Source organism: Acinetobacter sp. YH12099 (assembly GCF_013419195.1).
GTDB lineage: Bacteria > Pseudomonadota > Gammaproteobacteria > Pseudomonadales > Moraxellaceae > Acinetobacter > Acinetobacter towneri.
Map to the genome: position 1 here is coordinate 21,509 of NZ_VPAP01000020.1, position 23,742 is coordinate 45,250.

Below are 23,742 nucleotides of genomic sequence, written 5' to 3' on the forward strand. Positions count from 1 at the left end.
GTAAAAACTCATCCTAAAACAGGTTTGTTCTGCAACTGGCGATACCAAATAATGATGTAGCCACACAGTAAGCAGATGGCTGCACAAAAGCTAAGTACGGCGGTGGTTAAACCGAAATGATCGGCCAAATAACCGACTGCAATAATTGGCAGAATTGTGCCTAAATAGCCCACAAATAAATAGGTCGACATCACTGCAGCGCGATTCTGTAGATTGGTCATGGCATGAATTAAGCCAAAAGCGCCAATCAATGCCAACCCGTGTCCTATGCCTAGCAGCACATCACTCACAAAAAATAGAAAACTCCAGTGTAAATACATGCATAAACCGAGTACCAATAAACTCAATAACAGCAAATACAGCCCATAATTTAGACATTTTTGTGCAGGAATGGCTTTGGAAAAATACTGCACCAGCGCTGAAATCAGCAAAATACAGGTGATAGCCAAACCACTGACCAAAGGCCCGTGCCACGGAATAATCACTTGCACAAAAGAGGGAGAGAGCGAAGCAAATAAACTAAAGGCAGCAAAGGCACAGAATGCGGTTAAACCTGTAATATAAAATTCTGCATGAAAGCGTGGTTCTGGGCGTTCTAATTTTGGGGCAATCGAGAAGGCTTGTGGCGTAAATTCAGGCGGTGCTAAACGTAACAATCCAATAAAACACAGTACTGCACCCAAAATGACAGGAATATATGGACTAAACAAAGGCGCTGCTGAAAATTGTGCCACACCACCACCGAGCAAAGGACCTAAGCCAAACCCGACTGCGGTAATGACTGAACTGAGCTGTGGCGCATGTGCTTTATGTGATTCGGGGATACTCCACATTAAGCCAATTAACGCCGATGTAGTCATAAGACCTGAAGCAATCCCAATCACAAAACGCCCCAAAGCAAGCCAAAGTGCATTGGTGGCAAACATCGACAGAATCAGTCCGAGGGTGATGATCACTAAACCCAATTCTAAGGTTTTTAAGAAGCCGATACTGTTGCTGGTACGTCCTAAAAAGAGCAAGGTAGCCAAACAACCGAGCATATACGCCACAAAAATAAAGGTGATATGGCTGGGTAAAAGCTGCCACAATTCCTGATAAATTGGATACAGCGGGCTTGCAAGTGCCGTGCCCATGGTGCCAATAATCAGGGCGAGGCTGATCATCACGAAAGGATGCCAAGATTGAGATTGAGTCATAAAAAACTCGATTGATGGCTAAACTCTTGAGTTTAGTCTCATATAGTGAGAAATATCACTCAGTGTAAAGACAAGCCTTGAATCTGGTCAAGCCTATTTGTGTTTAAGCATAGCGTTTCAGCAATTTCATAAACTCTTCCAGTTCATGTTCATCAATCGCGCATTGATCACCAATCACATGATGGCGTAAATGCGATTCGATTAACTCATTCATCAAACCATTGACCGCACCTTTAATGGCTGCGACTTGTTGTAAAACTTCAATACAGCCATGATCAGGATTGTGAAGTGCTTGTTCTACTGCCCCAATTTGTCCTTGTAGGCGTTTGACGCGATTTAAAATTTTCTTATCTGTATGTAAATGACCCAACACATCACCTCAATTTTATATACTCTATGGGAGTATATTTAACAATGATTTCCCATTATGCGTCAGCAACACTCTCATCGTATCCATCCACATCAATTCGATCAAGGCAATCCGCTGGCGCAGAAAAAAATATTATATGCGGCTTTGCTGACGGCTGTCATGATGTTCTTGGAAATCTTGGGTGGTTGGATTTTTCATTCCATGGCTTTGCTAGCGGATGGCTGGCACATGAGCTCACACATGCTGGCGCTAGGCTTGGCTTATTTTGCCTATCGGGCAGCACGTCATTATGCAGCAGATACACGGTTTAGTTTTGGTACATGGAAAATTGAAATTTTAGCTGGCTATAGCAGCGCCATTTTATTGTTGGTGGTGGCTGCATTTATGGCAATTCACTCTATCGAGCGTTTATTTTTTCCTGTCGATATTCAGTATAACCAAGCCATCCCAATTGCAATTTTAGGGTTATTGGTCAATTTGATTTGTGCATGGTTATTACATGAAGATGATCACCATCACCATCACCATCACCATCACCATCACCATCACCATCACCATCACCATCACCATCACCATCACCATCACCATCATGAGCATACGCATGACAGCCATGACCTGAATCAAAAAGCCGCCTTTATGCATGTGGTGGCAGATGCGGTGACTTCAATTTTTGCGATTATTGCTTTAATTGCGGGTAAATATTGGGGCTGGGATTTTCTAGATGCACTGTTAGGTATTGTTGGTTCAATTTTAGTGGCGCGTTGGGCGATAGGTTTGATGCAGGAAACAGGGAAAACATTGCTGGATGCAGAAATGGATCATCCTGTGGTGGATGAAATTCGTGAAGTGATTGCAGAGTTACCAGTCAGTGTGATGATCACAGACTTGCATGTTTGGAAAGTCGGACAGGGTAAATTTTCCTGTATTTTAGCATTGGAAACCGCACACGATTTAGACGCAGATCAAGTCCGCACCGCCCTCGCCATTCATGAAGAAATTGTGCATATTTCAGTAGAAATTAATCCGCCATCAGGCTTGAATGTTCCACGTGAAACCTAAAGCGTTGCATAGCAAAAACGAGTTGTAGCAATTGCGTAATTCTGGCTTAAAAATACTGAATTCTGTGCAGCTTTCAGCTTAGAATCAGGCTAAATTTACTTTTAGATGAAACACATGATTAAACAATTGAGTTTAGCTGCCTTAATGGGATTATGCAGCGCCGTGAGCATGGCCGATGTTGCAACGGTTAGTAAAAATGTCAAACAACAGCATCCGCAACTGAAATTAGACAATATTCAAGCCACAGAAATGAAAGGTATTTACAGTGCCTCTATGGATGGTCAAGTGGTGTATTTGAATGAAGATGCACAACATATTTTGGCGGGTTCAATGATTCGTTTAAAGGATCAGCATAACTTAACCAAAGATTTATTGATCCAACAAAACAGTGTCGATTGGAAAAAGTTACCGTTACAAGATGCAATCAAAAGTGTGCGAGGTACGGGAAAACGTCAGATTGCGATCTTTTCTGACCCAAATTGCCCATATTGTAAACAGCTTGAGGCTGAACTGAAAAAGCTGGACAACATTACAATCTATACCTTTATTTTGCCGTTAAAAGCGCAATCTGTTGCGCCATCTAAACAGGTGTATTGTGAGAAAAACCCTGCTCTTGCTTGGGAAAACCTGATCACAAAAGCACAATTGCCTACAAGTCAAAGCAGTTGTGCCAACCCTGTGGAGCGCAACATTGTTTTAGCGCATCGTTTAGGTGTAAACGGTACGCCTGCGATTATTTTCTTGAATGGCTTTAAAGTTATGGGAGCATATCCTGCGGCACAAATTGAACAGATTTTTAAAGAATTTGGTCTTTAAGAACGGCTAATTTTTTATCTGATATTGGCAACTAAAATTGTGTAGTGTGTATCGGAGCAAACCTGAAATTTGTGATTGCGAAGTAGATATAAAAAAACCGCCTCAATTTTTAGGCGGTTTTTTTATTGAGAGAGAAGATGTTTGACTGAAAAATTACAGTCGTTAATACAGGATTTAAGCACGCGATTTTTTCATGAACGTATTATAAATAAATAGAATAATCAGCGCACCAATGATGGAGGCAATAAAGCCTGCGGCAGAACCATCACCGTACAATCCCATCATACGCCCTGCATAGGTTGCCAATAAAGACCCTGCAATCCCAAGTAAGGTGGTGACAATAAACCCTGCTTTGTCATCTCCAGGATGAATCGCACGGGCGATTAAACCTGCAATAAAACCCACCACAATTGCGACAATTAATGACCACATGAGCAGCTCCTTGTTATCTTTGTTTATGTTTTACATCATGTTTCAGACTTATTTTTGCTGAAAAATCCCAAGGAAAATAGTCGAATAATGCTACAGCATGTTGTGTTTTTGTCCTGTTAGATAGATGAAATGCAAATTTTAGCCATAAAAAAAGTGATCTGAAACGATCACTTTTTTTAAGCGAGGCGTGTTTGTTTTATAAGCCAATTTCGCCAATAAACGGAATATGACGATATTTCTGGTCGTAATCTAAGCCATAACCGACAATAAACTTATCTTCAATTTCAAAGCCCATGAATTTAACTTCAAGTTCAATTTCACGGCGTGATGGCTTGCTAATTAAGGTACATAGCTCAATTGAATTTGGCTCACGGGTTTGCAAAATTTCCATCACTTTATTTAGGGTGTTGCCCGAGTCGATAATATCTTCAACCACCAAGACATCTTTACCGCGAATTTCACCATCCAAATCTTTTAAAATTTTCACATCACGCGATGACACAGTACCTCCGCCGTAGCTGGATACAGTCATAAAATCCAGTTCATGTGGCTTTTGAATGGTGCGGCATAAATCTGCCATGAACAATACAGAACCACGTAATAAGCCAATTAAAACCAACTCTTTGTCGCTATTGGCATAGTGAGCATTAATTTTTTGACCAAGTTCCTGAACTTTTGTTTTGATTTCTTCTGCAGAAATCAAAACCTGCATTTCAACTGTCATGGGTAGATACCTAAAAAGCAAAAATAAAAAAGGTGTTGACCTGCAACACCCCAAAATATGCGCTAATTTTAATATATCTTGCGCGATGTTGCACGTGCTTGCATGGTTAAAATAGCATCATTTTTGTGCTGAGTGAGAATCTGAGCGTAACAACAAAGCACAACCGAGTATCAGCATTGCCCATCCGATGGGTTTTATATACGAGGATTGCGCAGGTTTAGCCACCTGCTGCTGAGTTTTGATTGGGTTGGTAGTAGGCACGTTGTCCATAAATATAGGTCGCATGAATATTACGGTCATCTGCTAAAGTAATGAGGGCAAATAATGCATCTTCAAGATGTTTGGAACGTTGTTGTCGTAAGCGTTGTAAAGCGGTGGCATTTAAATCCAGCACCACAAAATCGGCTTCTTTGCCTACCTTAAAATTCCCCAGCTTATCGTCTAAGTCCAAAGCTTTGGCAGCACCTAATGTGGCGTGATACAACGCTTCAAAAGCAGAGAGTTTTGCCCCTTGCAGTTGTTGTACTTTATAGGCTTCATTGAGGATATGCAGTACATTAAACGTGGTGCCTGCGCCAATATCTGTACCTAAACCGACCTTCACCTGTCGCTCCCAAGTTTTATGCAGCGGAAATAAACCGCTGCCCAAAAATAAATTGGAGCTTGGACAAAAGGCAATTGCAGAATCGGTATGATGCAGACATTGCCATTCATGTTCTTCTAAATGCACACAATGCGCAAAAACCGAACGTGAACCTGTTAAACCATAGTGATGATAAACATCTAAATATCCATTTTGCTCTGGAAATAATTGTTTCACCCACGCAATTTCATTGTGATTTTCACTTAAATGGGTATGTACATAAACATCGGGATATTCGGCTTTGAGTTGCCCTGCCCGCGCCAGTTGCTCAGGGCTAGAAGTCGGTGCAAAACGTGGCGTAATCGCGTAGAGATTACGTCCTTTTCCATGCCATTTTTCAATCAACGCTTTAGAGTCTGTATAGCCTGAGTCTGCACTGTCACACAATGCTTCAGGTGCATGCCGATCCATCAGCACTTTACCTGCAATTAAACGCATTTGATGTTGTGCTGCCGCTTCAAACAACGCATCTACCGATTCAGGATGTACCGTACAAAACACCAAAGCTGTGGTGGTGCCATTTTTCAGTAATTCCTGCACAAAAAATTGTGCAATCTGATCTGCATAGGCTTTATCTGCAAATTGCAGTTCAGTCGGAAAAGTATAAGTATTCAGCCATTCCAGTAATTGTTCACCATACGCGCCAATCATTTCAGTCTGTGGAAAATGAATATGGGTGTCGATGAAGCCAGGCACAATGAGATGGTCAGGATAATGTTGGAACTCAGTGTTGGCGTTTAGCTGTGCCTGCCCTTCTTGCCATGAACCAAACCACTGAATTTTGCCTTGTTCGCAAATTAACAAGCCATCGTCTACATAACGGACTTGTTCTGAAATTTGATCGGCTTGGCTGGTACAGTTTTTGAAATCAAGAAAGCGACCACGAATTGCGGTGCGTTGTACAGGAGATGGCATAAAACAACCTACATTTTTCATTTTTTCAAGAGATTGTACCTTAAATGTGGCTTGTAGCAGTATGATAAAATTTATCGTACGGTAAATTAAAACTTAGCTCAATTGATATAAAAAAGCCCTCTCGAAAGAAGGCTTGCAACGATGATGAGGACTGTTAAATTTTATAATGTGGTTTCATGGTGTTTTCGACTATGTCGAATTGATAACCACGCAGTGATTGTCAGTACGAGTACAATAAAGCCGAGTGAAATCCAGATAGGCATGTGGAATACATCTAACATCAGCATTTTAAAGCCAATAAATAGCAGAATTAAACCCAGCCCATACGGCAAATAATGCATTTTAGTGGCTGCGCCTGAGAGCAAGAAAAACATGGCACGTAAGCCCAAAATAGCCATAAGATTTGCGGTGAGTACAATAAAGGGATCGGTGGTCACGGCAAAAATTGCAGGGATAGAATCCACGGCAAAAATAACGTCAGATGCTTCGACCAAAATTAAAACTAAAAATAATGGCGTTGCCCAAAGTACACCATTTTGGCGCACAAAAAACTGATCTTTTTCCAGTGTTGGGGTAATACGCATGTGTTTGCGTAGCCATTTCAACAACGCCATATCTTCAATATTGCTGGCTTCTTGCTCTGGACCTTTTAAGAATTTAAAGCCTGTGTAGACCAAAAATGCGCCAAAAATATACAAAATCCAGGAGAATTCTTGTACAAACCAAGCTCCAATAAAAATAAAAATGGTTCTGAGAATAATTGCGCCCAGTACGCCGTAGAGTAAAATTTTACGCTGTAAGCCCGGTGGGATGGCGAATGCGGCGAAGATCATCAACCAAACGAATACATTATCAATCGCCAGTGATTTTTCCAGCAAATAACCCGCAAAGTATTCCATGACTTTGGTGTTGGCGACTTCTAGCCCAACGCTGTGTTTAAGATACAGCCATAAACCGCCACCAAATAAAGCTGCCACACTGACCCAGGCGATACTCCAATACGCAGCGGTTTTGACTTTGACCGATTCGCCTGCTTTTTGTTTAAAGCCTAAGAAGTCAATGGCGAGCATGACTGCAACAATTGCAAAAAAGACCAGATATAGCCATAAATTGCCGATGGATTCCATACAATCTCCACATCCAACAACTGGCCACAAAAAAACCTTGACCTGTTGTCAGATGATTTCAAACATCTGTAACAACATGATCAAGGTCTTGCCTACATAGAGCGGACTTGTATCAACAAGTATGTGCACTATGCTCAGCGTCCGACTTTTTGCAAAGTGTAATGACGAAACGCTGACACGTTAAAGTTATATTTTAACGCTTGGAGGAGGCTACTCCCCTTGTTCAACATAATTTGGGATTAGGACGCTGCCTAAATCTGCGTAAAGAATTACATAATTTTAAGTGTTGTGCAATTTATTCTGTATGGTAAATCACTTTAATTTGTACAAATTCAGAACAATATTTCGTAAAGAGTGTGGCAAATTGAAAAAATAGATTTAGTTTGATAGGTGGACTTATGCAAATTCAACATCAAGAAACCCAACGCGGTGGCGAGTTTTTTATTGAACGAGATGGTCGGCATATCGCTGAAATTACTTATCAATATCAAGATGATCACACTATTTTAGCAGATCACACTTGGGTCGATCTGACATTACGAGGTCAAGGGGTTGCCCGTCAGCTATTAGATATTTTGGTCGCCTTTGCACGTGAAAAGCAGCTAAAAATTGTACCCGTGTGCTCTTATATTGAGACGGCTTTTGAAACAGATACACAATATGCTGATGTCGTGGCTTAAAAGTCTTTCTACGTTGAAATAATCTAATGTGTTGGTATTAAAACAGCATGCAGACTTCGTCTGTCGTGCAGTCTAAAATTTTCTTGAAAATATTATAAAAGCCCAAAAAAGCCAATCCACAGCGCGTAGATTGGCTTTTTTGTAACATAGTTAAGCCAAGATTATTCGTAATTAATCATCACTTTCATGGCATTTTCATCTGAAGCATGTTTAAACACATCATAGGCTTTTTCAAATTCAGAGAATTTAAAATGGTGCGTTGCCAGTTTTTCTAAAGGCAATTTGCCTGAACAGCAGGTTTTTAACAGCATGCCTGTCGTATTGGCATTCACCAAACCCGTAGTGATGGTTAGGTTTTTAATCCAGAGTTTGTTTAACTCAAAATTTACCGACTTACCATGTACGCCCACATTGGCAATATGTCCGCCCTCTTTCACGACATTTTGGCAAATATCCCAAGTGGCTTCGACACCTACAGCTTCCATGGCGCAGTCTACCCCGCGACCACCTGTAATCTCTAAAATACGTTGTACAGCATCTTCTTTGGCAGAGTTAATAGTATGGGTTGCCCCCAATTCTTTTGCCATCGCCAAGCGGTTATCGTCCATATCGACTGCGATAATTTGTGCAGGAGAATAGAACTGTGCGGTAAGCAGACAACCCATGCCAATTGGACCTGTACCCACAATGGCAATGGTATCACCAGGTTTAACATTGCCGTATTGCACACCAATTTCATGTGAAGTTGGCAATACATCAGACAAGAAAACCGCAACTTCTTCATTTAAACCTTCAGGCAGCAAATATAAAGAAGTGTCTGCAAATGGAGTATGGACATATTCAGCATGAGTACCATCAATCATATATCCCATGATCCAACCGCCTTCATTTTGGCAGTGTGCATAGAGTTGTTTTTGACAGTTTTCACAGGTACCACAACGGCTGACGCAGGAAATAATCACCTTGTCGCCTTTTTTGAAGTTTTTTACAGCAGAACCGACTTCTTCTACAATCCCAATACCTTCGTGACCTAAAATACGGCCATCAAAATTGCCTGTTTTAGCTACAGCAGTCTCTTGAATCTCAGGGTTTTTACCTTTCCAGATACCTAAGTCAGTACCGCAAATTGTGGTTTTGGTCAGGCGAATCACCGCATCAGTCGGTTGTAGAATTTCTGGACGAGGTCGATCTTCAAAACGGATATCATTAGCGCCGTGATAGACCATGGCTTTCATTGTTTTTGACATTGTGACTATCCTTCTATAGTGATTATGATGAAAGACATCCAGCAGCCAACCTGCTGCAATTGTCATGCTCGCAGGATGTTATTCTTCTAAGGTAACAGGACAAGATGACAAGTTCATTAGCAAAATCGTTGCTTTTTAAAAATAATATATAAATTTATAATATATAAAAAAGGCCGTATTTTTTCAAAAACGGCCTTTAAATGACATTGATGGTTTAAGCGCTGTGTTGCAATGCCTGCATCAGTTTTTGGTGCAAGCCACCAAACCCACCATTGGACATGATCACGACTGCATCGCCCTCACCTGCTTGGCTGACGATGGTTTGAATGATCTCATCCAAAGTATTGGCCATCATAGCATGATTATCTGCCGCGGCAACCACGGGTTGTAAATCCCAGTCTAAGCCTTCAGGTTGATACCAGATCACAGCATCAGCCAAACGAGCCGAATAGGCTAAGCCATCTTTATGACTGCCCATGCGCATGGTGTTGGAACGTGGTTCGATAATTGCCCACAATTTACGTTCACCTAAACGTTTGCGTGCACCTTCGAGAGTCGTTTCAATGGCAGTTGGGTGGTGGGCAAAGTCATCGTACACTTCAATGCCGCGCGGTGTGCCGAGTAATTCCATACGGCGCTTGACCCCACCAAAATTGGATAGCGCAATACATGCCGTTTCAATTGAAACACCGACATGCTCGGCTGCGGCAATGGTAGCTAAAGCATTGGCAACACTGTGCTGCCCTGTCATATTCCAGCGCACTTCGCCTTTGACTACACCATTTTGTAGGACGTTAAAGTGTGAACCATCTGCTGCAAGTTGTTCTGCATACAGTTCTGCATTTGGCTGTGCATCGAGCGAAGTACGCAGCACAGGCGTCCAGCAACCCATCTCCAGCACTTCATCAATATTGTTTTCTGTAATTGGGGCAATAATGCGGCCTTCACTTGGAATGGTTCGCACCAAATGATGGAATTGTTTCTGAATTGCAGCCAAATCATCAAAAATATCGGCATGGTCAAATTCAAGATTATTTAAAATAGCCGTTTTAGGGTGGTAATGGACGAACTTGGAACGTTTATCAAAAAATGCAGAGTCGTATTCATCGGCTTCTACACAGAAGTATTTGCCAGCACCTAAACGTGCACTTTCGCTAAAGCCCAACGGAACGCCGCCAATTAAAAAGCCAGGTTCTAAGCCTGCCTGATCTAACACCCACGCCAGCATGGTGGTGGTGGTGGTTTTACCGTGTGTACCTGCAACGCCCAGTACATGCTTACCTTGCAAGACATGATCGGCCAGAAACTGTGGGCCAGAAATATACGGCAAACCTGCATTGAGCATGTATTCAATCGCATCAATCCCGCGTTTCATGGCATTGCCGACAATCACCAAGTCAGGATGCGGTTGTAAATGGCTGCGGTCATAGCCTTGCATTAAAGTAATGCCTGCATTTTCTAGTTGGGTCGACATCGGTGGATATACGTTTTGGTCTGAACCTGTGACGGTATGTCCTAAATCACGGGCTAAAAGTGCCAAAGAGCCCATAAATGTGCCACAAATACCCAAAATATGCAGATGCATTCCGCCTTACTCCACTGCTTTTATAGACACATCACTTATCTGTTGTGCTGTTGTCGTGATTAATTTGATTTGAAGCAACGATAGCAAGGGTTTTGGCGAAAAGATAGTGATTCTTGTATCTCATTTCAGGGATTTTTCAGCGCTGAATCTGCGCCAAACGATGTAAAAAATTGCTGCTCTTGCATTTTTCATGGCAAATAGCTCGTAAAATAAAACTGAATTTTTAAGATAGTACGACACAATGTCTTCAGCATTTTTACTTTTGGTGGTTGCAAACTGTTTTATGACCTTGGCGTGGTATGGTCATCTCAAGTTTTTACCACATGATGCGCCGCTGTGGCAGGCTATTTTATTCAGTTGGGTGATCGCCCTGTTTGAATACAGTTTGATGATTCCTGCTACCCGTTTGCTGGCGCAGCATGGCTGGGCGGTAGGTCAAATGAAAATTACCCAAGAAGTTGTGACTTTATTGGTGTTTGTCCCGTTTATGATTTTTTTGTTTAAGCAACCTTTTAAACTGGATTATTTATGGGCAGCTTTATGTTTATGTGGCTGCGTATATTTTGTGTTTCGAGCATCTTAAAATGGTGCTTTTGCATGGCTTAAACAGCTCGCGTAGCTGCAATGGTGTGAGCCTGTGGTTAATTATTAGAAAATAACCAGATAAAAATAATCAAAAAAGTCGGTTGAGTCGCCGTGTTCAATTTTAACAAGTCGAAAAATCAGTCTATAATGTGGAGTTCTTATTCAAGCTTGGCTTTCTCGCCTGAATTTCTCTTTCCTTAGTTTCGTTTCTGGAATATTTGTAATGAACGCGGCCGCTGCACAAGACGCTCCTCTCGTTGGAATTATCATGGGTTCTCAATCGGATTGGGCAACTCTCGAACACACTGCCAATATGCTGAAGCAGCTTGGTGTCCCATTTGAAGCGGAAGTCGTTTCTGCACACCGTACCCCAGATCGCTTATTTGAATATGCTGAGCAAGCGCGTGATCGTGGCATTCAGGTGATTATTGCAGGCGCTGGTGGTGCCGCACACTTACCAGGTATGTGTGCAGCTAAAACTGATTTACCTGTTTTAGGTGTGCCAGTGAAATCTTCAATTTTAAATGGTGTCGATTCATTACTTTCAATTGTGCAAATGCCTGCGGGTATTGCGGTAGGTACATTGGCTATTGGTCCTGCGGGAGCAACCAATGCGGCAATTATGGCAGCCCAAATTTTAGGTTTAACCCGTCCAGAGATTGCACAAAATGTTGTCAATTTCCGTGCCGCGCAAACTGAGAAAGTTTCAAGCAACAATATTCCAGGTCAGGCTTAAGCGGGACAATTACTATGGATAAGACCATCGGTATTTTTGGTGGCGGTCAATTGGGTCGCATGATGGCACAAGCGGCTTTACCCTTAAATATTCAATGTACCTTTTTTGAAGCCAGTCCAGATTGCCCAGCGGCAACCTTGGGTCAGGTTTTTGCCAGCAAAAGCGAAAATAGCCTACAAGATTTTATACACAGTGCCGATGTATTCAGCCTTGAGTTTGAAAATACTCCGTTGGCAGATGTTGATGTATTGATTAAGCAGAAAGACTTGCATCCACCACGTCAGGCTTTGGCAATTGCTCAAAACCGCTTGCTAGAAAAAGGCTTATTTGATGAATTGGCGATTCCTGTTGCGCCGTACCAAGCCGTCAACTCGCTGGAAAGTTTACAGGCTGCTGTAGCTGAACTCGGTCTGCCAATTGTGCTAAAAACCGCAACAGGCGGCTATGATGGCAAAGGTCAGTTTGTACTGCGCAGTGCAGATCAGATTGAACAAGCATGGGCAGAACTTGGCCCTGCAGGCAGCTTGATTGCAGAAAGTTTTGTTACTTTTTCACGTGAAGTATCTATTATTGCGGTGCGTGGTCAAAATGGTGAAGTAAAAACTTGGCCATTGGCAGAAAACCATCATCACAACGGTATTTTATCGCATTCGATTGTACCAGCACCAAACAGCGCAGACTTACAGCCTGTGGCGCAAGACTACATCACTCGCCTGCTCAATCACTTAAATTATGTTGGTGTGTTGACGTTAGAGCTATTTGTCACTGACAAGGGCTTGTATGCCAACGAGATGGCACCTCGTGTGCATAACTCAGGTCACTGGTCAATTGAAGGCGCGGTGTGTTCGCAGTTTGAGAACCATATTCGTGCTGTAGCAGGTTTACCGTTAGGCTCAACTGAAGTGGTACGTCCAACGGTGATGGTCAATATTATTGGTCAGCATCCCAAAACTGAAGATGTGTTGGCATTGAATGGCGCACATTTGCATTTGTACAATAAAACTGAGCGTGAAGGCCGTAAAATTGGGCATATTACTTTAATGCCGAATGATGCCGCTGAATTGACAGATTTATGCCGCCAATTGGCAAAAATTTTACCAAATCCATTGGCGCTCAGTGCTGATATGAGCTTGTAAATTTAAAAATGACACCAAAGCGCTCATCACGATGAGCGCTTTTTTATACTTTCACGTTTTTATTCTGCCTATTTTTAAGGTGTTCTACCGTTAATCTGTCTAGGATTGACGCTGTAATTTTAGGTTGATTAAGATAGATCAGGCTGAATAAGCAACCATCACCGTAGCAAAGCAATACTTAAAATAAAAATGCGCACAAGTCTGATGGGAAACAGATGATAATTATGAATTCAAAACTTTAAATTCAAATAGCGCGTTTTAAATTTAAAGCGATGCTTCAACTTTGAATTTAAATATCAGAAATGAATTTAAAGATAGATCTGCAGTTTTGAATTTAAATAAAGTAGCGGCTCTTTTGATCTTTAAATTTAAAAAGCTACTTTTAAATTCAAAGCAATACATCGTAAATATGCAGTGAATGTCGTGTTTTGTGGGTAACTTGGGTTGGTTTAATTTGAATTTAAACTTTTAAATTTAAAAGTCTTATCATGTGTTGTGATTTTGAATTTAAAAATGTGAGATGCTGTACTTGTGGATAAGTGTTTTAAATTTAAAACGAGAAAATGAATTTAAAACTGTGTAAATGAATTTAAAACTGTGTAAATGAATTTAAAGTTACAGATTTTCATCTGATCTCTGTGGCTGAAGGTGTTATGGTAAAGCCAAGATTTAAATTCAAAACACATCAAAGGGTATTATGCATCGTTTCGCTGTGATTTTTGCGACAGCTGCAATGGCAGCTACTCAGGTTCAGGCAGAACTAATTATCAATGGAAAATCTGTCACCGTAACACCAACGGTCAGTACATCTGCAAATTTTCAACCACAAAACCATTTTCAAAGTTGTTTGGCCAATTTACGCAGCCAAGCCATTGCCAAAGGGGTGAGTGGTAGCAGTTATGATCGCTATACTCAAAATCTCAGTCCAGATTATTCAGTCATTGAGCGTTTAAATTACCAACCTGAATTTTCTACGCCAATCTGGGATTATCTCTCAGGCTTGGTCGATGATGAGCGCGTGCAGGCAGGACAGCAGAAATTGGCACAGCACCGTGATGTGCTCAATCGTGTTGCAGCAGCCTATGGCGTACCTGCAGAAACCGTAGTGGCGGTTTGGGGTGTAGAAAGTAACTTTGGTGCGATTTCAGGATCCTATCCATTATTGCAAGCGCTAGGTACCTTGAGCTGTGAAGGACGCCGTCAAAGCTATTTCCGAGGTGAGTTTTTTACCACCATGCGTTTATTGCAACGTGGTGATGTCACTGAATCACAATTAAAAGGCTCATGGGCAGGGGCGTTTGGGCATACTCAGTTTATGCCATCGACCTATGATGAGTTGGCGGTCGATTTTGATGGTGATGGTCGCCGTGACTTAGTATCTAGTATTCCAGATGCTTTGGCTTCCACCGCTAACTTTTTAAAACGTCGCGGCTGGCAAACAGGGCAGCCGTGGGGCTTTGAAGTCAAAGTGCCTGCAGGCATGTCTTTGAGTGGTGAAGGGCGACGCAATAAAAAATCCCTCAGCAGTTGGGTTAATCGTGGGTTGACTCGTGCAGATGGTTCGGCATTAATTCAGGGCAATTTATCGGGCAGTAGTCAGGCAGGCTTGATGGCACCTGCAGGTGCGAATGGCCCTGTATTCTTAGTGTTTAGAAACTTCGATGCCATTTATAGCTATAACGCAGCAGAAAGTTATGCCTTAGCGATTGCGCATTTATCAGATCGTTTAATGGGGCAGTCTGCATTCCGCACCGCTTGGCCAACCGATGATGCAGGTACATCCCGCGCAGAACGCCGTGAAATTCAACGCTTTTTGTTAAGCCGTGGTTATGACATTGGTGAAGTGGATGGTTTAATTGGCGACAAAACCCGTCAAGCGATTCGTCAGGAACAGACTCGACTCGGCTTGGCTGCAACAGGTCGGGCAGGGCAGCAAATTTTAAGAGCGTTTCGTAATGAAGCGGCCAAACAAATGATGCAATAAGTTGTTGTGATTGCATTAAAAAGGTCTGCAAATGTGCAGACCTTTTTAATTTTTGTCTTAAAACAGGGGATTAAGGTTCAATTTTCACTGCTTCAAGCAAATCAAAAATCACAGTCGTGACATCTTGGCTTAATTCTTTGTTATTAAAAATTTCATAAGCTGAAATGGTGATGTCGGTATCACTTGGCAGCAAACGCTGTTCTTCTTCAATCAGGTGTTCAATTGGTAATAAGGTCTGTCTAACCTCAAGATGCAAAATATCTTTGTATTCAATATTTTCATCTTCAAGTTCAATCACTTGCTCATTAAAATACGGCAATAAAATCGAGTGGAGACAAGGTTGAAGCTCAACAATATCAAAAATTTCGATATCACGGCTTTGTTCAATCGTGCTGATGTGGTCATTTACTTCAATCAGGATATGGTAGTAACTCACATGAATCTCCACAGATCGTTCAGGGTTATACAGAGCCTTCACAATAACATGAAATGAGTAAATTTGCTGCCTTTGCACGTGTAATGGATATGCAACTATCGTACAGGGTGAGGGGAGTTTTGTGTTTTAGTCACTTCAGTTTGCCAGATTGCTCAATGCTGTGCATGGAGTAAATCGAGATCGGCAGGGCGCAGTTGGAAATTCTGCAACTGCTGATCTTTTAGCATTGGATACATTAAGGCATAAGGGTCGTTATGGTGTGCTAAACCCAAAGCATGACCAAATTCATGCGCCAAAGTTAGACGTAAATCATCTTTAGATTGAAACTCATAAATCCGAATGGCCTGACCATCAAAGCTGCCTTTATCAAATAAACGTGGTTGAAAACGTGCATTAAATTGCTGGATGGATACATCAATGTCTTGATTAAGTTGATTGAGGGCATCGACTTGTTGATTGAGCTGGTTAATTTGCTGATTAAATTGCGCTATTTCGTGTTCTAAACTCCACATGTGTTGCTGGATTTCTTGTTTTTTGGCTGCAAAAATTTCCTGTTGCGAAGGATGTAGCCCACCACTTTGGTTAATTTGCTGTACTTGACGATTGTATTGTTCAAGTTGTTGTTCAAATAGCATTTTTTTTGCATCAAGTTGTTGATTTTTATCTGCAATTTCTTGTTTTAGTGCTTGAATATTTTGGTTTTGATTGTTCCAGTGTTGTTGGCGTTGTTCAATGGCTGTAAGTTGTTGTTGGCGTTGGTTTGATTCATCTTGACGTTGATCATAAATCAAGTGAATGGCGAGCTTGGCGTTCGGGTCATATACAAAATAATCTTGTCCCGTCCCTTGTTTCCAAATATGGGTGGCTTCCTGACTCAGTTGTAGTAAATCGGCATGGCTTAAGCCAAAACGCGGATCGACTTCAGCAATACGATAACGTAAGCGAGTATCTAAAGGATGTTTTAAATGATCTAGTGCAGTATTGTGTCGTGTATGAGGATGTTGAATATTTTGATAAATCAGCAAGATAGAAAACAGTATGATTGCACCCAATAGAAACAAACGCATTGCTAGCGGCATCCTTTTTTGGGTTTACTGTAGCCGAAAGTAGGGCAGAAACTCAATCTATTTGCAGTTAGAGCATCATTTTATCTATTGTACTCGGTTGAGCGTCCAATTGTCTGTGCTCTTTCATTTAAATCTTGAAGTCAGTGTATGGATATCGAAAAGAAAAACCGCGCTGCAATTGCTTGCAGCGCGGTTTTTGATGTGCGTTAAAGCGACAAATTATTTTTTATCATCTTTGACTTCAGTGAATTCAGCATCGACTACGCCATCATCGGCTTTTTGACCTGCATCGCCTTGGAATGCATTCGGGTCAAAACCTTGTGCACCGCCTTGACCTTGTGCAGCTTCATACGCACGTTGCGTAATTGGCATGATGATGTTTTGAAGCGCTTCAGTTTTCGCTTTGATCGCATCTACATCATTTTCTTTAGTGCTGGCTTCAAGCTCAGTCACTGCTGTTTCAATCGCAGTTTTTTCATCGGCAGTCACTTGTTCACCAAGGTCTTTTACTGCTTTTTGAGCAGAAGAAACTAAAGCATCCGCTTCGTTACGTGCTTTTGCAAGTTCTTCAAACTTACGGTCTTCTTCAGCATTTGCTTCAGCATCTTTAATCATCGCTTCAATTTCAGCATCGCTCAAACCAGAGTTTGCTTTAATTTGAATCGATTGTTCTTTGCCTGTGCTCTTGTCTTTTGCAGACACTTTCAAGATACCGTCAGCGTTAATGTCGAACGAAACTTCAATTTGTGGCACACCGCGTGGCGCTGGTGGAATGTCACCTAATTGGAAGTTACCCAACAATTTGTTTTGTTGAGCCATTTTACGCTCACCTTGGTAAACTGAAATGTCTACTGCAGGCTGGTTGTCTGCCGCTGTTGAGAACACTTGAGACTTCTTCGCAGGAATCGTGGTGTTTTTCTCAATGATTGGCGTCAACACGCCACCCATAGTTTCAATACCAAGCGTTAACGGAGTTACGTCTAGAAGCAATACGTCAGTTTTGTCACCAGACAATACGGCACCCTGAATTGCTGCACCAATTGCAACAGCTTCGTCTGGGTTTACGTCTTTACGTGGCTCTTTGCCAAAGAATTCTTGTACTTTTTGTTGTACAAGTGGCATACGTGATTGACCACCCACCAAAATCACGTCAGAGATGTCAGAAGTTGAAAGTCCTGCATCTTGTAGCGCAACTTTACATGGCTCAATGGTACGAGCGACTAAATCAGCAACCAAACCTTCAAGTTTGGCGCGAGTCACGTTCATCACCAAGTGCTTCGGACCTGTTGCGTCTGCAGTGATATATGGCAAGTTGATTTCAGTCGCATTTGAAGATGAAAGCTCGATTTTTGCTTTCTCAGCCGCTTCTTTCAGACGTTGTAATGCCAATGGATCTTGTTTCAAGTTGAAGTTTTGCTCTTTTTTGAACTCTTCAACCAAGTATTCGATCAAGGCATTGTCAAAGTCTTCACCACCAAGGAAGGTATCACCGTTGGTTGATAACACTTCAATTTGTTGGTCGCCATCAAGGTCTGCAATTTCAATGATCGATACGTCAAAAGTACCACCACCCAAGTCATATACAGCAACTTTACGGTCGCCTTCTTTCTTGTCCATACCAAATGCAAGCGCAGCAGCAGTTGGTTCGTTGATGATACGTTTAACTTCTAAGCCTGCAATTTTACCCGCATCTTTGGTTGCTTGGCGCTGTGCATCGTTAAAGTACGCAGGTACAGTAATCACGGCTTCAGTAACTGTTTCGCCCAAATAATCTTCGGCAGTCTTTTTCATCTTTTTCAAAGTTTCTGCAGAAATTTGCTGTGGTGCAAGTTTCTTGTCATTCACTTCAACCCAAGCATCGCCATTGTCTGCTTTGATGATTTTGTAAGGCACAAGACCAATGTCTTTTTGTACCGCTTGGTCTTCATAACGACGACCAATCAAACGCTTAATTGCGAATAATGTGTTTTTCGGGTTAGTTACAGCCTGACGCTTTGCAGATTGACCTACAAGAATTTCGCCATCTTTATAAGCAATAATAGATGGAGTTGTACGTGCGCCTTCTGCGTTTTCAATTACTTTAACTTTGTCGCCTTCAAGTACCGCTACACATGAGTTAGTTGTACCTAAGTCAATACCAATGATTTTAGCCATTTGGATGTTTCCTCAAAAATTCTTTTGCAATGTTTTCACTTGTTATTCGATATGAGAGCCAATCAAAATTTTTCAAGTTGTTTAGATGAAAATTTTTTATCAACTCTCGATTTTATAAGGCTTAAGCGCCAACCATCACCATTGCAGGGCGGAGTAAGCGACCATGTAAGGTGTAGCCTTTTTGTAATACGTTGCCAATTTCATTGGCTTTTGCATTTGGATCAATCCCTACGGCTTGATGCAGGTCTGCATTGAAACCATTGGCTGTATCAATCACCACCACACCAAACTTTTCTAAAGTGGTCAGTAATGATTTCAAGGTCAGTTCCACACCTTCAGACAAGGCAGTTTTTTCATCACCATTGGCGGCAATAGCACGCTCAAGGTTGTCTACAGAATCCAATAATTCTTTAGCAAACTTTTCTAAAGCAAACTTTTTAGCTGTATCTGCTTCACGTTCTAAACGCTCTTTGGTTTTTTCCGCTTCGTAAACTGCATTGGCAGTACGTGCTTTTTCCAATTTTAGGTTTTCTTCAAGTTTGCTCAGTTGTTCTTGTAAAGACTCAACGGAAACTTCTGCTTGCTCAGTATCTTGCGCTGTTTGTTGTTCCGTCTGCTCTTGCTCAAGGTCTTGAGTTTGTTCGTTCTGCTCAGTTGCCATTGATTTACTCCGTTTAAATGGGTTTTTAAACATGTACAGTCCTTTGGCGTCAGTGCTAACTGCGTTATTGCTGAACTGCCATGGTTAGAGAAGTTCGTAATTAGCTAAGAAATCGGGGCAGGGCAGGCAAAATTCAAGCGTGCCAGTAGATTAATTTTCATTGCCATGAAATTTGGTCAAAAAAATACATTTTGAATCAAGATGTCGGCGGATGAATGAAGCAAATTAAACTTTGAAACTTATAATATTTTTTTGTTTAAAAAAGTATGGTAATAGGGAGCTGATTATTCAGCTAAACCAGTGCTTTTATTACGGAGATAGCTAAAAACACTGTTTTATCAACAGGATTCGACTGGGTGTTTGTTCACTATATTGTGCATGCGTATGATTAGAGTTTTTAAGTTTTGGTTGATTAATCGCTAAAACAGCTTAATCGAGAGTAATTATATATTTTACACAAAACCTAACACTGCTTATTCTTTGCGCATAGATGCTATATCGCTGTAGTTTCTTGTGTATTGCTAAATGTGTTTTCGGGGCTTATCTAACTTCTGAATAAGCCCTTTTTTTACCTCATTTGTTTTGCTTTGCTGCAAGACTCAATCACGATCACGTCGTTGTTCACGGTCTTTACGGTTTTCCTGCCAGCGCTTTTGTTGTGCATCACGTTGTTGTTGCCAGCGTTTACGTGCTTCCTCACGCTTTTTTTGTTCAGCTTCAATTTGCTGCTTACGCTTTTGCTCAAGCTGTTTACGCTGCTGTTCCGATAAGCGTTTACGCTGCTCTGCTAAACGTTGTCGCTCTTGTTCATAGCGTTGTTGCTGTAATTGCTGTTGTCGTTTTTGTTCCCATTCACGACGTTCTAGTTCACGTTTACGACGCTCTAACTCAACCCGATTTTTACCTTGTTGATATTCCCAACGCTGCCGATCATTGTCATAACGTCGATGATCATCATAGCGTGGCTCATATCGTCCATCGTAGTAACCTTCGTCAGGCACGACTACGCAACCTACGGCTAAAAAAGCAGTCGCACATGAAAGTAAGATTAATTTTTTAGTCATGCTCTGCCTCCTGAGCTGATGAGGTGAATTTGTCTGAAACATCAAACATAGACTGCAATAGTGTCAATGACAGCGTCATAAAAGCAGGGTAGCGTATAGGTAATTTGAATGTGTATAACGATTGAAGCACTTGTATAACAAAATGGTCACTGTGCTGTTGATCATGAAGAAATTATGAAGCGTTTAGGCAAATCATGCAGACATATAAAAAGGAACAGGCATGCAAATTTTGAATTCATCTCTCAAAAATAAATTGCACAAAGGACAAGGTGCTGCTGCACGTGCATTAAATAAGTTACCAAGTCGAGTACATCATACTTTGGCTCAAGCTTTGGGTTATCCGTATCATTATCCAGACCTTGATCCATTTATTAAATGCATGATGGCGGCACAATTAAAGCAAGGTAAAGTTGGTTTTATTGGTGCAGACCCAATTCAGTCCAGACAGCAATTTGACCGTCAAATTGCATCTATTGCCAGTACGCCAACAGCAGTCAAGCGTGTGGAAGAGGTTCGCTTAAATTTACCCAGTGGTGATATTGCAGCACGTTATTATCATCCTGCACCGCATAAAAAACTGCCTTTAATTGTGTTTTATCATGGTGGTGGTTTTGTGGTGGGTGGTTTAGACAGCCATGATGAATTCTGCCGTTTGATGGCAGTGCATGCCAATGCGCAAGTGTTGAGTGTGGCGTATCCGCTTGCACCTGAAGCCAGTCCACAGCAGATTATTCAGGTGTGTGAAGAGGCTTTGGCGTGGGCTTATCAACATCGTCGTCAAATGAAAATTTTAAAAAACCGTATTGCGGTGGCAGGTGATAGCGCAGGCGGTAATATTGCGGCAGTGGTTGCGCAGCGTAGTGTACACAGTGCCTATGCACCCGAGGCGCAGTTCCTGATTTATCCTGCATTGGATTTTAAAAGCCGACACCCTTCATTTTTTGCCTATAAAGATGGCTTGGTGCTCACAGAGCAAGATATAGATTTCGTGACGCATCACTACGCTACGCAGCACCAAGTGGCTTTGGATGATCCGATTATTTCTCCAACTTTTGGAAAGTTGAAGAAACTAGCGCCTGCTTTTGTGGTCACAGCAGGGCATGATGTGCTGCACGATGAAGCTGAAATTTATGCACATAAATTGCGTCAAAATCAGGTGACGGCTAAGTATGTTGAATATTTAGATCAGGCACATGGCTTTATTAACCTGAGTTTTGTGTCGAGCCGTGCTAAAAAACTCAGCATTGAAATGTGTAAAAACTTTAGAAAGTTTTGGGATCGTCCTCGCCATTAAAAATCTGTATATCTGGGTTCAATTTGTTTCACGTGGAACTTTATTTCTTGGAATGAATTTTGGCTTCAGGAAAAATTAGTTCAAATGCAGGTACGTAAAAACCGTTGATGAAGCGTGCCTGATTAAAATCAGGAATCAAACTTGGATTCGATTGCCAAGATGTATATTTGAGTGGAATTAATCTGCCGCGAAAAGAAGGATTAAATTGATAGGATTTCCCTTGCCATGTTTGCTGAATTTTTAAAAGTGCAGCAGGGATGTAGCGACTATCAATATAAAAGCCGTGTTGCTTATTACATTTTTCAAGTTGAATGGCGAGTTGCAAATCTGCGTGTTGTATTTTGCAACTTATCTGTCGATCTTGAATATTCCAATCAAAGCTTGCCAGTTGTTTAGGAATGCCCCAAAGTTGTTGTCCGTGTTGCACAGAAGACTCGGTTGAAACGAAAATTTTAGGAATAGTAGATAAACGACGCTGCCTAAATAAAGGATGATCTAAAATCAGCAGCTCATCGTAAGCACCAATGGGGCTAGCGTGATAACGCACCCACATGACTTGAACAAGACGTCCTAAAAAAGAAGGTGTTAAGCCAAAAGGTTGTGCCTGTTTTAAAAATTGTGGGCTGAGCCAATAATTTAAAATATAGGCTTCACCTTGAAGTTGCCAAGGTGCTGGACACAGTCGGCTCTGATCTGAATTATTTTTATACATAAGTTTTCCAGCGTGATAAAAAATAACCACTGATTTATTCGCATAATCTTATTAATATAGATGCAATGCAAATACAACACAGATGGATTGGTCAGCAAATGTTAAAACAAAGTATGTTTACCATGGCAGCAATGCTTATCAGCTTCAATACGATGGCAGCCAACACCGTGGTAGAAATGACAACCAGCATGGGCAATATTGAAATCGAACTGTTTAATGACAAAGCCCCAGTTTCTGCAAAGAACTTTGAAAACTATGCCAAGTCAAACTTCTATAACGGTACGATCTTCCATCGTGTTATCCCAGGCTTTATGGTGCAAGGCGGTGGTATGGATGCCAATATGCAAGAAAAGCCAACCAAAGCGACCATTCGTAATGAATCAAGTAATGGATTGAAAAATACCCGTGGTACCTTGGCGATGGCACGTATGAATCATCCTGATTCTGCCAGCAGCCAATTCTTTATTAATGTGGTAGATAACGATTTCTTAAATCGAAGTCCACGTAACGCAGGCTATGCGGTATTTGGTCAAGTCACTAAAGGTATGGATGTTGTCGATAAAATTGTAAAAGTACCAACAGGCAACTATGGCATGCATCAAAATGTACCGAAACAAGCGGTAAAAATACTCAGTGTGAAAGTGAAAGAGGCTGCCTCAACAAAATAAGCGGATTTAGATTGCAAAAATATGAAAAACATGTTTTTAATTTAAAATTATAGGGTTAGTGCGAGTTTTGTGTGTTTTTGAACCAAAATAGTGCGTAAAAATCCAACACTCGTGAAAACAAGCAGTTAAAAGCACTTGCACGTGTAGGAAATTGCCCTATAATGCACCCATCCCGACGCGAAACAGCCTACGAACTTAGCTTACAGGGTTGAGTTGTTAGAAGTGTTTTGCGTTAAAATTTCTGCTGACGAGGCAGAAATTAAGATCATTAAGAGATTATGAAGAACAACTTGTGTGGATTTTTACTGATTGATTGATCGAAATTATTTCATTGATTGATTGGTTTAAATTACTCGAAGTTTATTTGAGCGAAATTTAAGTCAGAAAATTGATGAGCCAGATTTGGAAGTTTAGATTAAAGCTTCAAAATGATTTTAACTGAAGAGTTTGA

General features: G+C 41.3%; 23 protein-coding genes. 9 read left to right on the top strand and 14 right to left on the bottom strand.

What is annotated here, in order from left to right; genetic code table 11:
* Positions 1–8: 8 nt before the first annotated feature.
* Together FTU39_RS11050 and FTU39_RS11055 are read right to left on the bottom strand one after the other, a co-directional pair.
* Positions 9–1,196 (bottom strand): MFS transporter, encoded by a 1,188-nt coding sequence (locus FTU39_RS11050; RefSeq protein WP_171287397.1) that lies wholly within the window; start codon positions 1,194–1,196, stop codon positions 9–11.
* Between the two features lie 103 nt (positions 1,197–1,299).
* A complete protein-coding gene (locus FTU39_RS11055; protein WP_004969779.1) occupies positions 1,300–1,566 on the bottom strand; it encodes a metal/formaldehyde-sensitive transcriptional repressor in 267 nt (88 codons plus the stop codon).
* 57 nt (positions 1,567–1,623) lie between these two features.
* Between FTU39_RS11055 and dmeF the strand changes: the two genes are divergently transcribed.
* Positions 1,624–2,625: a CDF family Co(II)/Ni(II) efflux transporter DmeF gene (dmeF, locus tag FTU39_RS11060; RefSeq protein WP_179996592.1), complete on the top strand. Its 1,002-nt coding sequence runs from the start codon at positions 1,624–1,626 to the stop codon at positions 2,623–2,625.
* Between the two features lie 168 nt (positions 2,626–2,793).
* Positions 2,794–3,441 carry a DsbC family protein gene (locus tag FTU39_RS11065; protein ID WP_373683485.1) on the top strand — a complete coding sequence of 216 codons (648 nt, stop codon included), beginning with the start codon at positions 2,794–2,796 and terminating at the stop codon, positions 3,439–3,441.
* Positions 3,442–3,615: 174 nt separating this feature from the next.
* On the opposite strand, the gene FTU39_RS11070 is transcribed toward FTU39_RS11065, so the two are convergent.
* The 4 genes from FTU39_RS11070 to FTU39_RS11085 all read right to left on the bottom strand — a co-directional run bounded on the left by FTU39_RS11070 (position 3,616) and on the right by FTU39_RS11085 (position 7,282).
* Positions 3,616–3,873 carry a GlsB/YeaQ/YmgE family stress response membrane protein gene (locus FTU39_RS11070; protein WP_004969785.1) on the bottom strand — a complete coding sequence of 86 codons (258 nt, stop codon included), beginning with the start codon at positions 3,871–3,873 and terminating at the stop codon, positions 3,616–3,618.
* A 196-nt stretch (positions 3,874–4,069) separates the two neighbouring features.
* A complete protein-coding gene (gene hpt / locus FTU39_RS11075) occupies positions 4,070–4,597 on the bottom strand; it encodes a hypoxanthine phosphoribosyltransferase (RefSeq protein WP_180044402.1) in 528 nt (175 codons plus the stop codon).
* Positions 4,598–4,814: 217 nt separating this feature from the next.
* A complete protein-coding gene (gene guaD / locus FTU39_RS11080) occupies positions 4,815–6,155 on the bottom strand; it encodes a guanine deaminase (protein WP_180038204.1) in 1,341 nt (446 codons plus the stop codon).
* A 161-nt stretch (positions 6,156–6,316) separates the two neighbouring features.
* A complete protein-coding gene (locus FTU39_RS11085; RefSeq protein ID WP_104852786.1) occupies positions 6,317–7,282 on the bottom strand; it encodes a TerC family protein in 966 nt (321 codons plus the stop codon).
* A gap of 398 nt (positions 7,283–7,680) precedes the next feature.
* Here FTU39_RS11085 and FTU39_RS11090 point away from each other — a divergent pair, with 398 nt between their 5' ends.
* Positions 7,681–7,962, top strand: a complete 282-nt coding sequence (locus FTU39_RS11090; RefSeq protein ID WP_004969793.1) for a GNAT family N-acetyltransferase — start codon at positions 7,681–7,683, stop codon at positions 7,960–7,962.
* 161 nt (positions 7,963–8,123) lie between these two features.
* On the opposite strand, the gene FTU39_RS11095 is transcribed toward FTU39_RS11090, so the two are convergent.
* Entirely contained in the window at positions 8,124–9,209 is a 1,086-nt protein-coding gene (locus tag FTU39_RS11095; protein ID WP_180052183.1) for a zinc-dependent alcohol dehydrogenase family protein, read from the bottom strand.
* Positions 9,210–9,423: 214 nt separating this feature from the next.
* Positions 9,424–10,794 (bottom strand): UDP-N-acetylmuramate:L-alanyl-gamma-D-glutamyl-meso-diaminopimelate ligase, encoded by a 1,371-nt coding sequence (gene mpl / locus FTU39_RS11100; protein WP_180052184.1) that lies wholly within the window; start codon positions 10,792–10,794, stop codon positions 9,424–9,426.
* Between the two features lie 241 nt (positions 10,795–11,035).
* Between mpl and FTU39_RS11105 the strand changes: the two genes are divergently transcribed.
* From FTU39_RS11105 to FTU39_RS11120, 4 genes are all read left to right on the top strand, one after another.
* A complete protein-coding gene (locus FTU39_RS11105) occupies positions 11,036–11,377 on the top strand; it encodes a DMT family protein (RefSeq protein ID WP_004969799.1) in 342 nt (113 codons plus the stop codon).
* A 225-nt stretch (positions 11,378–11,602) separates the two neighbouring features.
* Positions 11,603–12,115, top strand: a complete 513-nt coding sequence (gene purE / locus FTU39_RS11110) for a 5-(carboxyamino)imidazole ribonucleotide mutase (protein WP_004969800.1) — start codon at positions 11,603–11,605, stop codon at positions 12,113–12,115.
* 14 nt (positions 12,116–12,129) lie between these two features.
* Entirely contained in the window at positions 12,130–13,251 is a 1,122-nt protein-coding gene (locus FTU39_RS11115; RefSeq protein ID WP_180052185.1) for a 5-(carboxyamino)imidazole ribonucleotide synthase, read from the top strand.
* 697 nt (positions 13,252–13,948) lie between these two features.
* Positions 13,949–15,235, top strand: a complete 1,287-nt coding sequence (locus FTU39_RS11120) for a lytic murein transglycosylase (protein ID WP_004969803.1) — start codon at positions 13,949–13,951, stop codon at positions 15,233–15,235.
* Between the two features lie 70 nt (positions 15,236–15,305).
* Here FTU39_RS11120 and FTU39_RS11125 read toward each other — a convergent pair whose 3' ends face one another.
* The 5 genes from FTU39_RS11125 to FTU39_RS11145 form a co-directional block, all read right to left on the bottom strand.
* Positions 15,306–15,683, bottom strand: a complete 378-nt coding sequence (locus FTU39_RS11125; RefSeq protein WP_162164695.1) for a hypothetical protein — start codon at positions 15,681–15,683, stop codon at positions 15,306–15,308.
* Positions 15,684–15,823: 140 nt separating this feature from the next.
* Positions 15,824–16,738 (bottom strand): matrixin family metalloprotease, encoded by a 915-nt coding sequence (locus FTU39_RS11130; RefSeq protein ID WP_180052186.1) that lies wholly within the window; start codon positions 16,736–16,738, stop codon positions 15,824–15,826.
* 219 nt (positions 16,739–16,957) lie between these two features.
* Complete coding sequence (gene dnaK / locus FTU39_RS11135; RefSeq protein ID WP_104852793.1) at positions 16,958–18,892, bottom strand: molecular chaperone DnaK; 1,935 nt, start codon at positions 18,890–18,892, stop codon at positions 16,958–16,960.
* A gap of 121 nt (positions 18,893–19,013) precedes the next feature.
* On the bottom strand, positions 19,014–19,586 hold the full coding sequence (gene grpE / locus FTU39_RS11140) for a nucleotide exchange factor GrpE (protein ID WP_256732321.1): 573 nt from the start codon (positions 19,584–19,586) through the stop codon (positions 19,014–19,016).
* Positions 19,587–20,152: 566 nt separating this feature from the next.
* The gene (locus FTU39_RS11145) at positions 20,153–20,617 is read right to left on the bottom strand and encodes a hypothetical protein (protein ID WP_180052187.1); all 465 of its coding nucleotides are present in this window, start codon (positions 20,615–20,617) and stop codon (positions 20,153–20,155) included.
* A gap of 220 nt (positions 20,618–20,837) precedes the next feature.
* Here FTU39_RS11145 and FTU39_RS11150 point away from each other — a divergent pair, with 220 nt between their 5' ends.
* Positions 20,838–21,911 carry an alpha/beta hydrolase gene (locus FTU39_RS11150; protein WP_180052188.1) on the top strand — a complete coding sequence of 358 codons (1,074 nt, stop codon included), beginning with the start codon at positions 20,838–20,840 and terminating at the stop codon, positions 21,909–21,911.
* 40 nt (positions 21,912–21,951) lie between these two features.
* On the opposite strand, the gene FTU39_RS11155 is transcribed toward FTU39_RS11150, so the two are convergent.
* The gene (locus FTU39_RS11155; protein WP_180052189.1) at positions 21,952–22,623 is read right to left on the bottom strand and encodes an acetoacetate decarboxylase family protein; all 672 of its coding nucleotides are present in this window, start codon (positions 22,621–22,623) and stop codon (positions 21,952–21,954) included.
* 98 nt (positions 22,624–22,721) lie between these two features.
* Here FTU39_RS11155 and FTU39_RS11160 point away from each other — a divergent pair, with 98 nt between their 5' ends.
* Positions 22,722–23,291 carry a peptidylprolyl isomerase gene (locus FTU39_RS11160; RefSeq protein ID WP_180052190.1) on the top strand — a complete coding sequence of 190 codons (570 nt, stop codon included), beginning with the start codon at positions 22,722–22,724 and terminating at the stop codon, positions 23,289–23,291.
* Positions 23,292–23,742 lie beyond the last annotated feature (451 nt).

Coding starts and splice junctions, on each gene's coding strand:
- mpl (WP_180052184.1), bottom strand. CDS start 10,794: ATGCATCTGCATATTTTGGGTATTTGTGGCACATTTATGGGCTCTTTG.
- FTU39_RS11115 (WP_180052185.1), top strand. CDS start 12,130: ATGGATAAGACCATCGGTATTTTTGGTGGCGGTCAATTGGGTCGCATG.
- FTU39_RS11090 (WP_004969793.1), top strand. CDS start 7,681: ATGCAAATTCAACATCAAGAAACCCAACGCGGTGGCGAGTTTTTTATT.
- hpt (WP_180044402.1), bottom strand. CDS start 4,597: ATGACAGTTGAAATGCAGGTTTTGATTTCTGCAGAAGAAATCAAAACA.
- FTU39_RS11070 (WP_004969785.1), bottom strand. CDS start 3,873: ATGTGGTCATTAATTGTCGCAATTGTGGTGGGTTTTATTGCAGGTTTA.
- FTU39_RS11160 (WP_180052190.1), top strand. CDS start 22,722: ATGTTAAAACAAAGTATGTTTACCATGGCAGCAATGCTTATCAGCTTC.
- guaD (WP_180038204.1), bottom strand. CDS start 6,155: ATGCCATCTCCTGTACAACGCACCGCAATTCGTGGTCGCTTTCTTGAT.
- FTU39_RS11155 (WP_180052189.1), bottom strand. CDS start 22,623: ATGTATAAAAATAATTCAGATCAGAGCCGACTGTGTCCAGCACCTTGG.
- purE (WP_004969800.1), top strand. CDS start 11,603: ATGAACGCGGCCGCTGCACAAGACGCTCCTCTCGTTGGAATTATCATG.
- dmeF (WP_179996592.1), top strand. CDS start 1,624: ATGCGTCAGCAACACTCTCATCGTATCCATCCACATCAATTCGATCAA.
- FTU39_RS11095 (WP_180052183.1), bottom strand. CDS start 9,209: ATGTCAAAAACAATGAAAGCCATGGTCTATCACGGCGCTAATGATATC.
- dnaK (WP_104852793.1), bottom strand. CDS start 18,892: ATGGCTAAAATCATTGGTATTGACTTAGGTACAACTAACTCATGTGTA.
- grpE (WP_256732321.1), bottom strand. CDS start 19,586: ATGTTTAAAAACCCATTTAAACGGAGTAAATCAATGGCAACTGAGCAG.
- FTU39_RS11050 (WP_171287397.1), bottom strand. CDS start 1,196: ATGACTCAATCTCAATCTTGGCATCCTTTCGTGATGATCAGCCTCGCC.
- FTU39_RS11150 (WP_180052188.1), top strand. CDS start 20,838: ATGCAAATTTTGAATTCATCTCTCAAAAATAAATTGCACAAAGGACAA.
- FTU39_RS11105 (WP_004969799.1), top strand. CDS start 11,036: ATGTCTTCAGCATTTTTACTTTTGGTGGTTGCAAACTGTTTTATGACC.
- FTU39_RS11130 (WP_180052186.1), bottom strand. CDS start 16,738: ATGCGTTTGTTTCTATTGGGTGCAATCATACTGTTTTCTATCTTGCTG.
- FTU39_RS11085 (WP_104852786.1), bottom strand. CDS start 7,282: ATGGAATCCATCGGCAATTTATGGCTATATCTGGTCTTTTTTGCAATT.
- FTU39_RS11145 (WP_180052187.1), bottom strand. CDS start 20,617: ATGACTAAAAAATTAATCTTACTTTCATGTGCGACTGCTTTTTTAGCC.
- FTU39_RS11065 (WP_373683485.1), top strand. CDS start 2,794: ATGGCCGATGTTGCAACGGTTAGTAAAAATGTCAAACAACAGCATCCG.
- FTU39_RS11120 (WP_004969803.1), top strand. CDS start 13,949: ATGCATCGTTTCGCTGTGATTTTTGCGACAGCTGCAATGGCAGCTACT.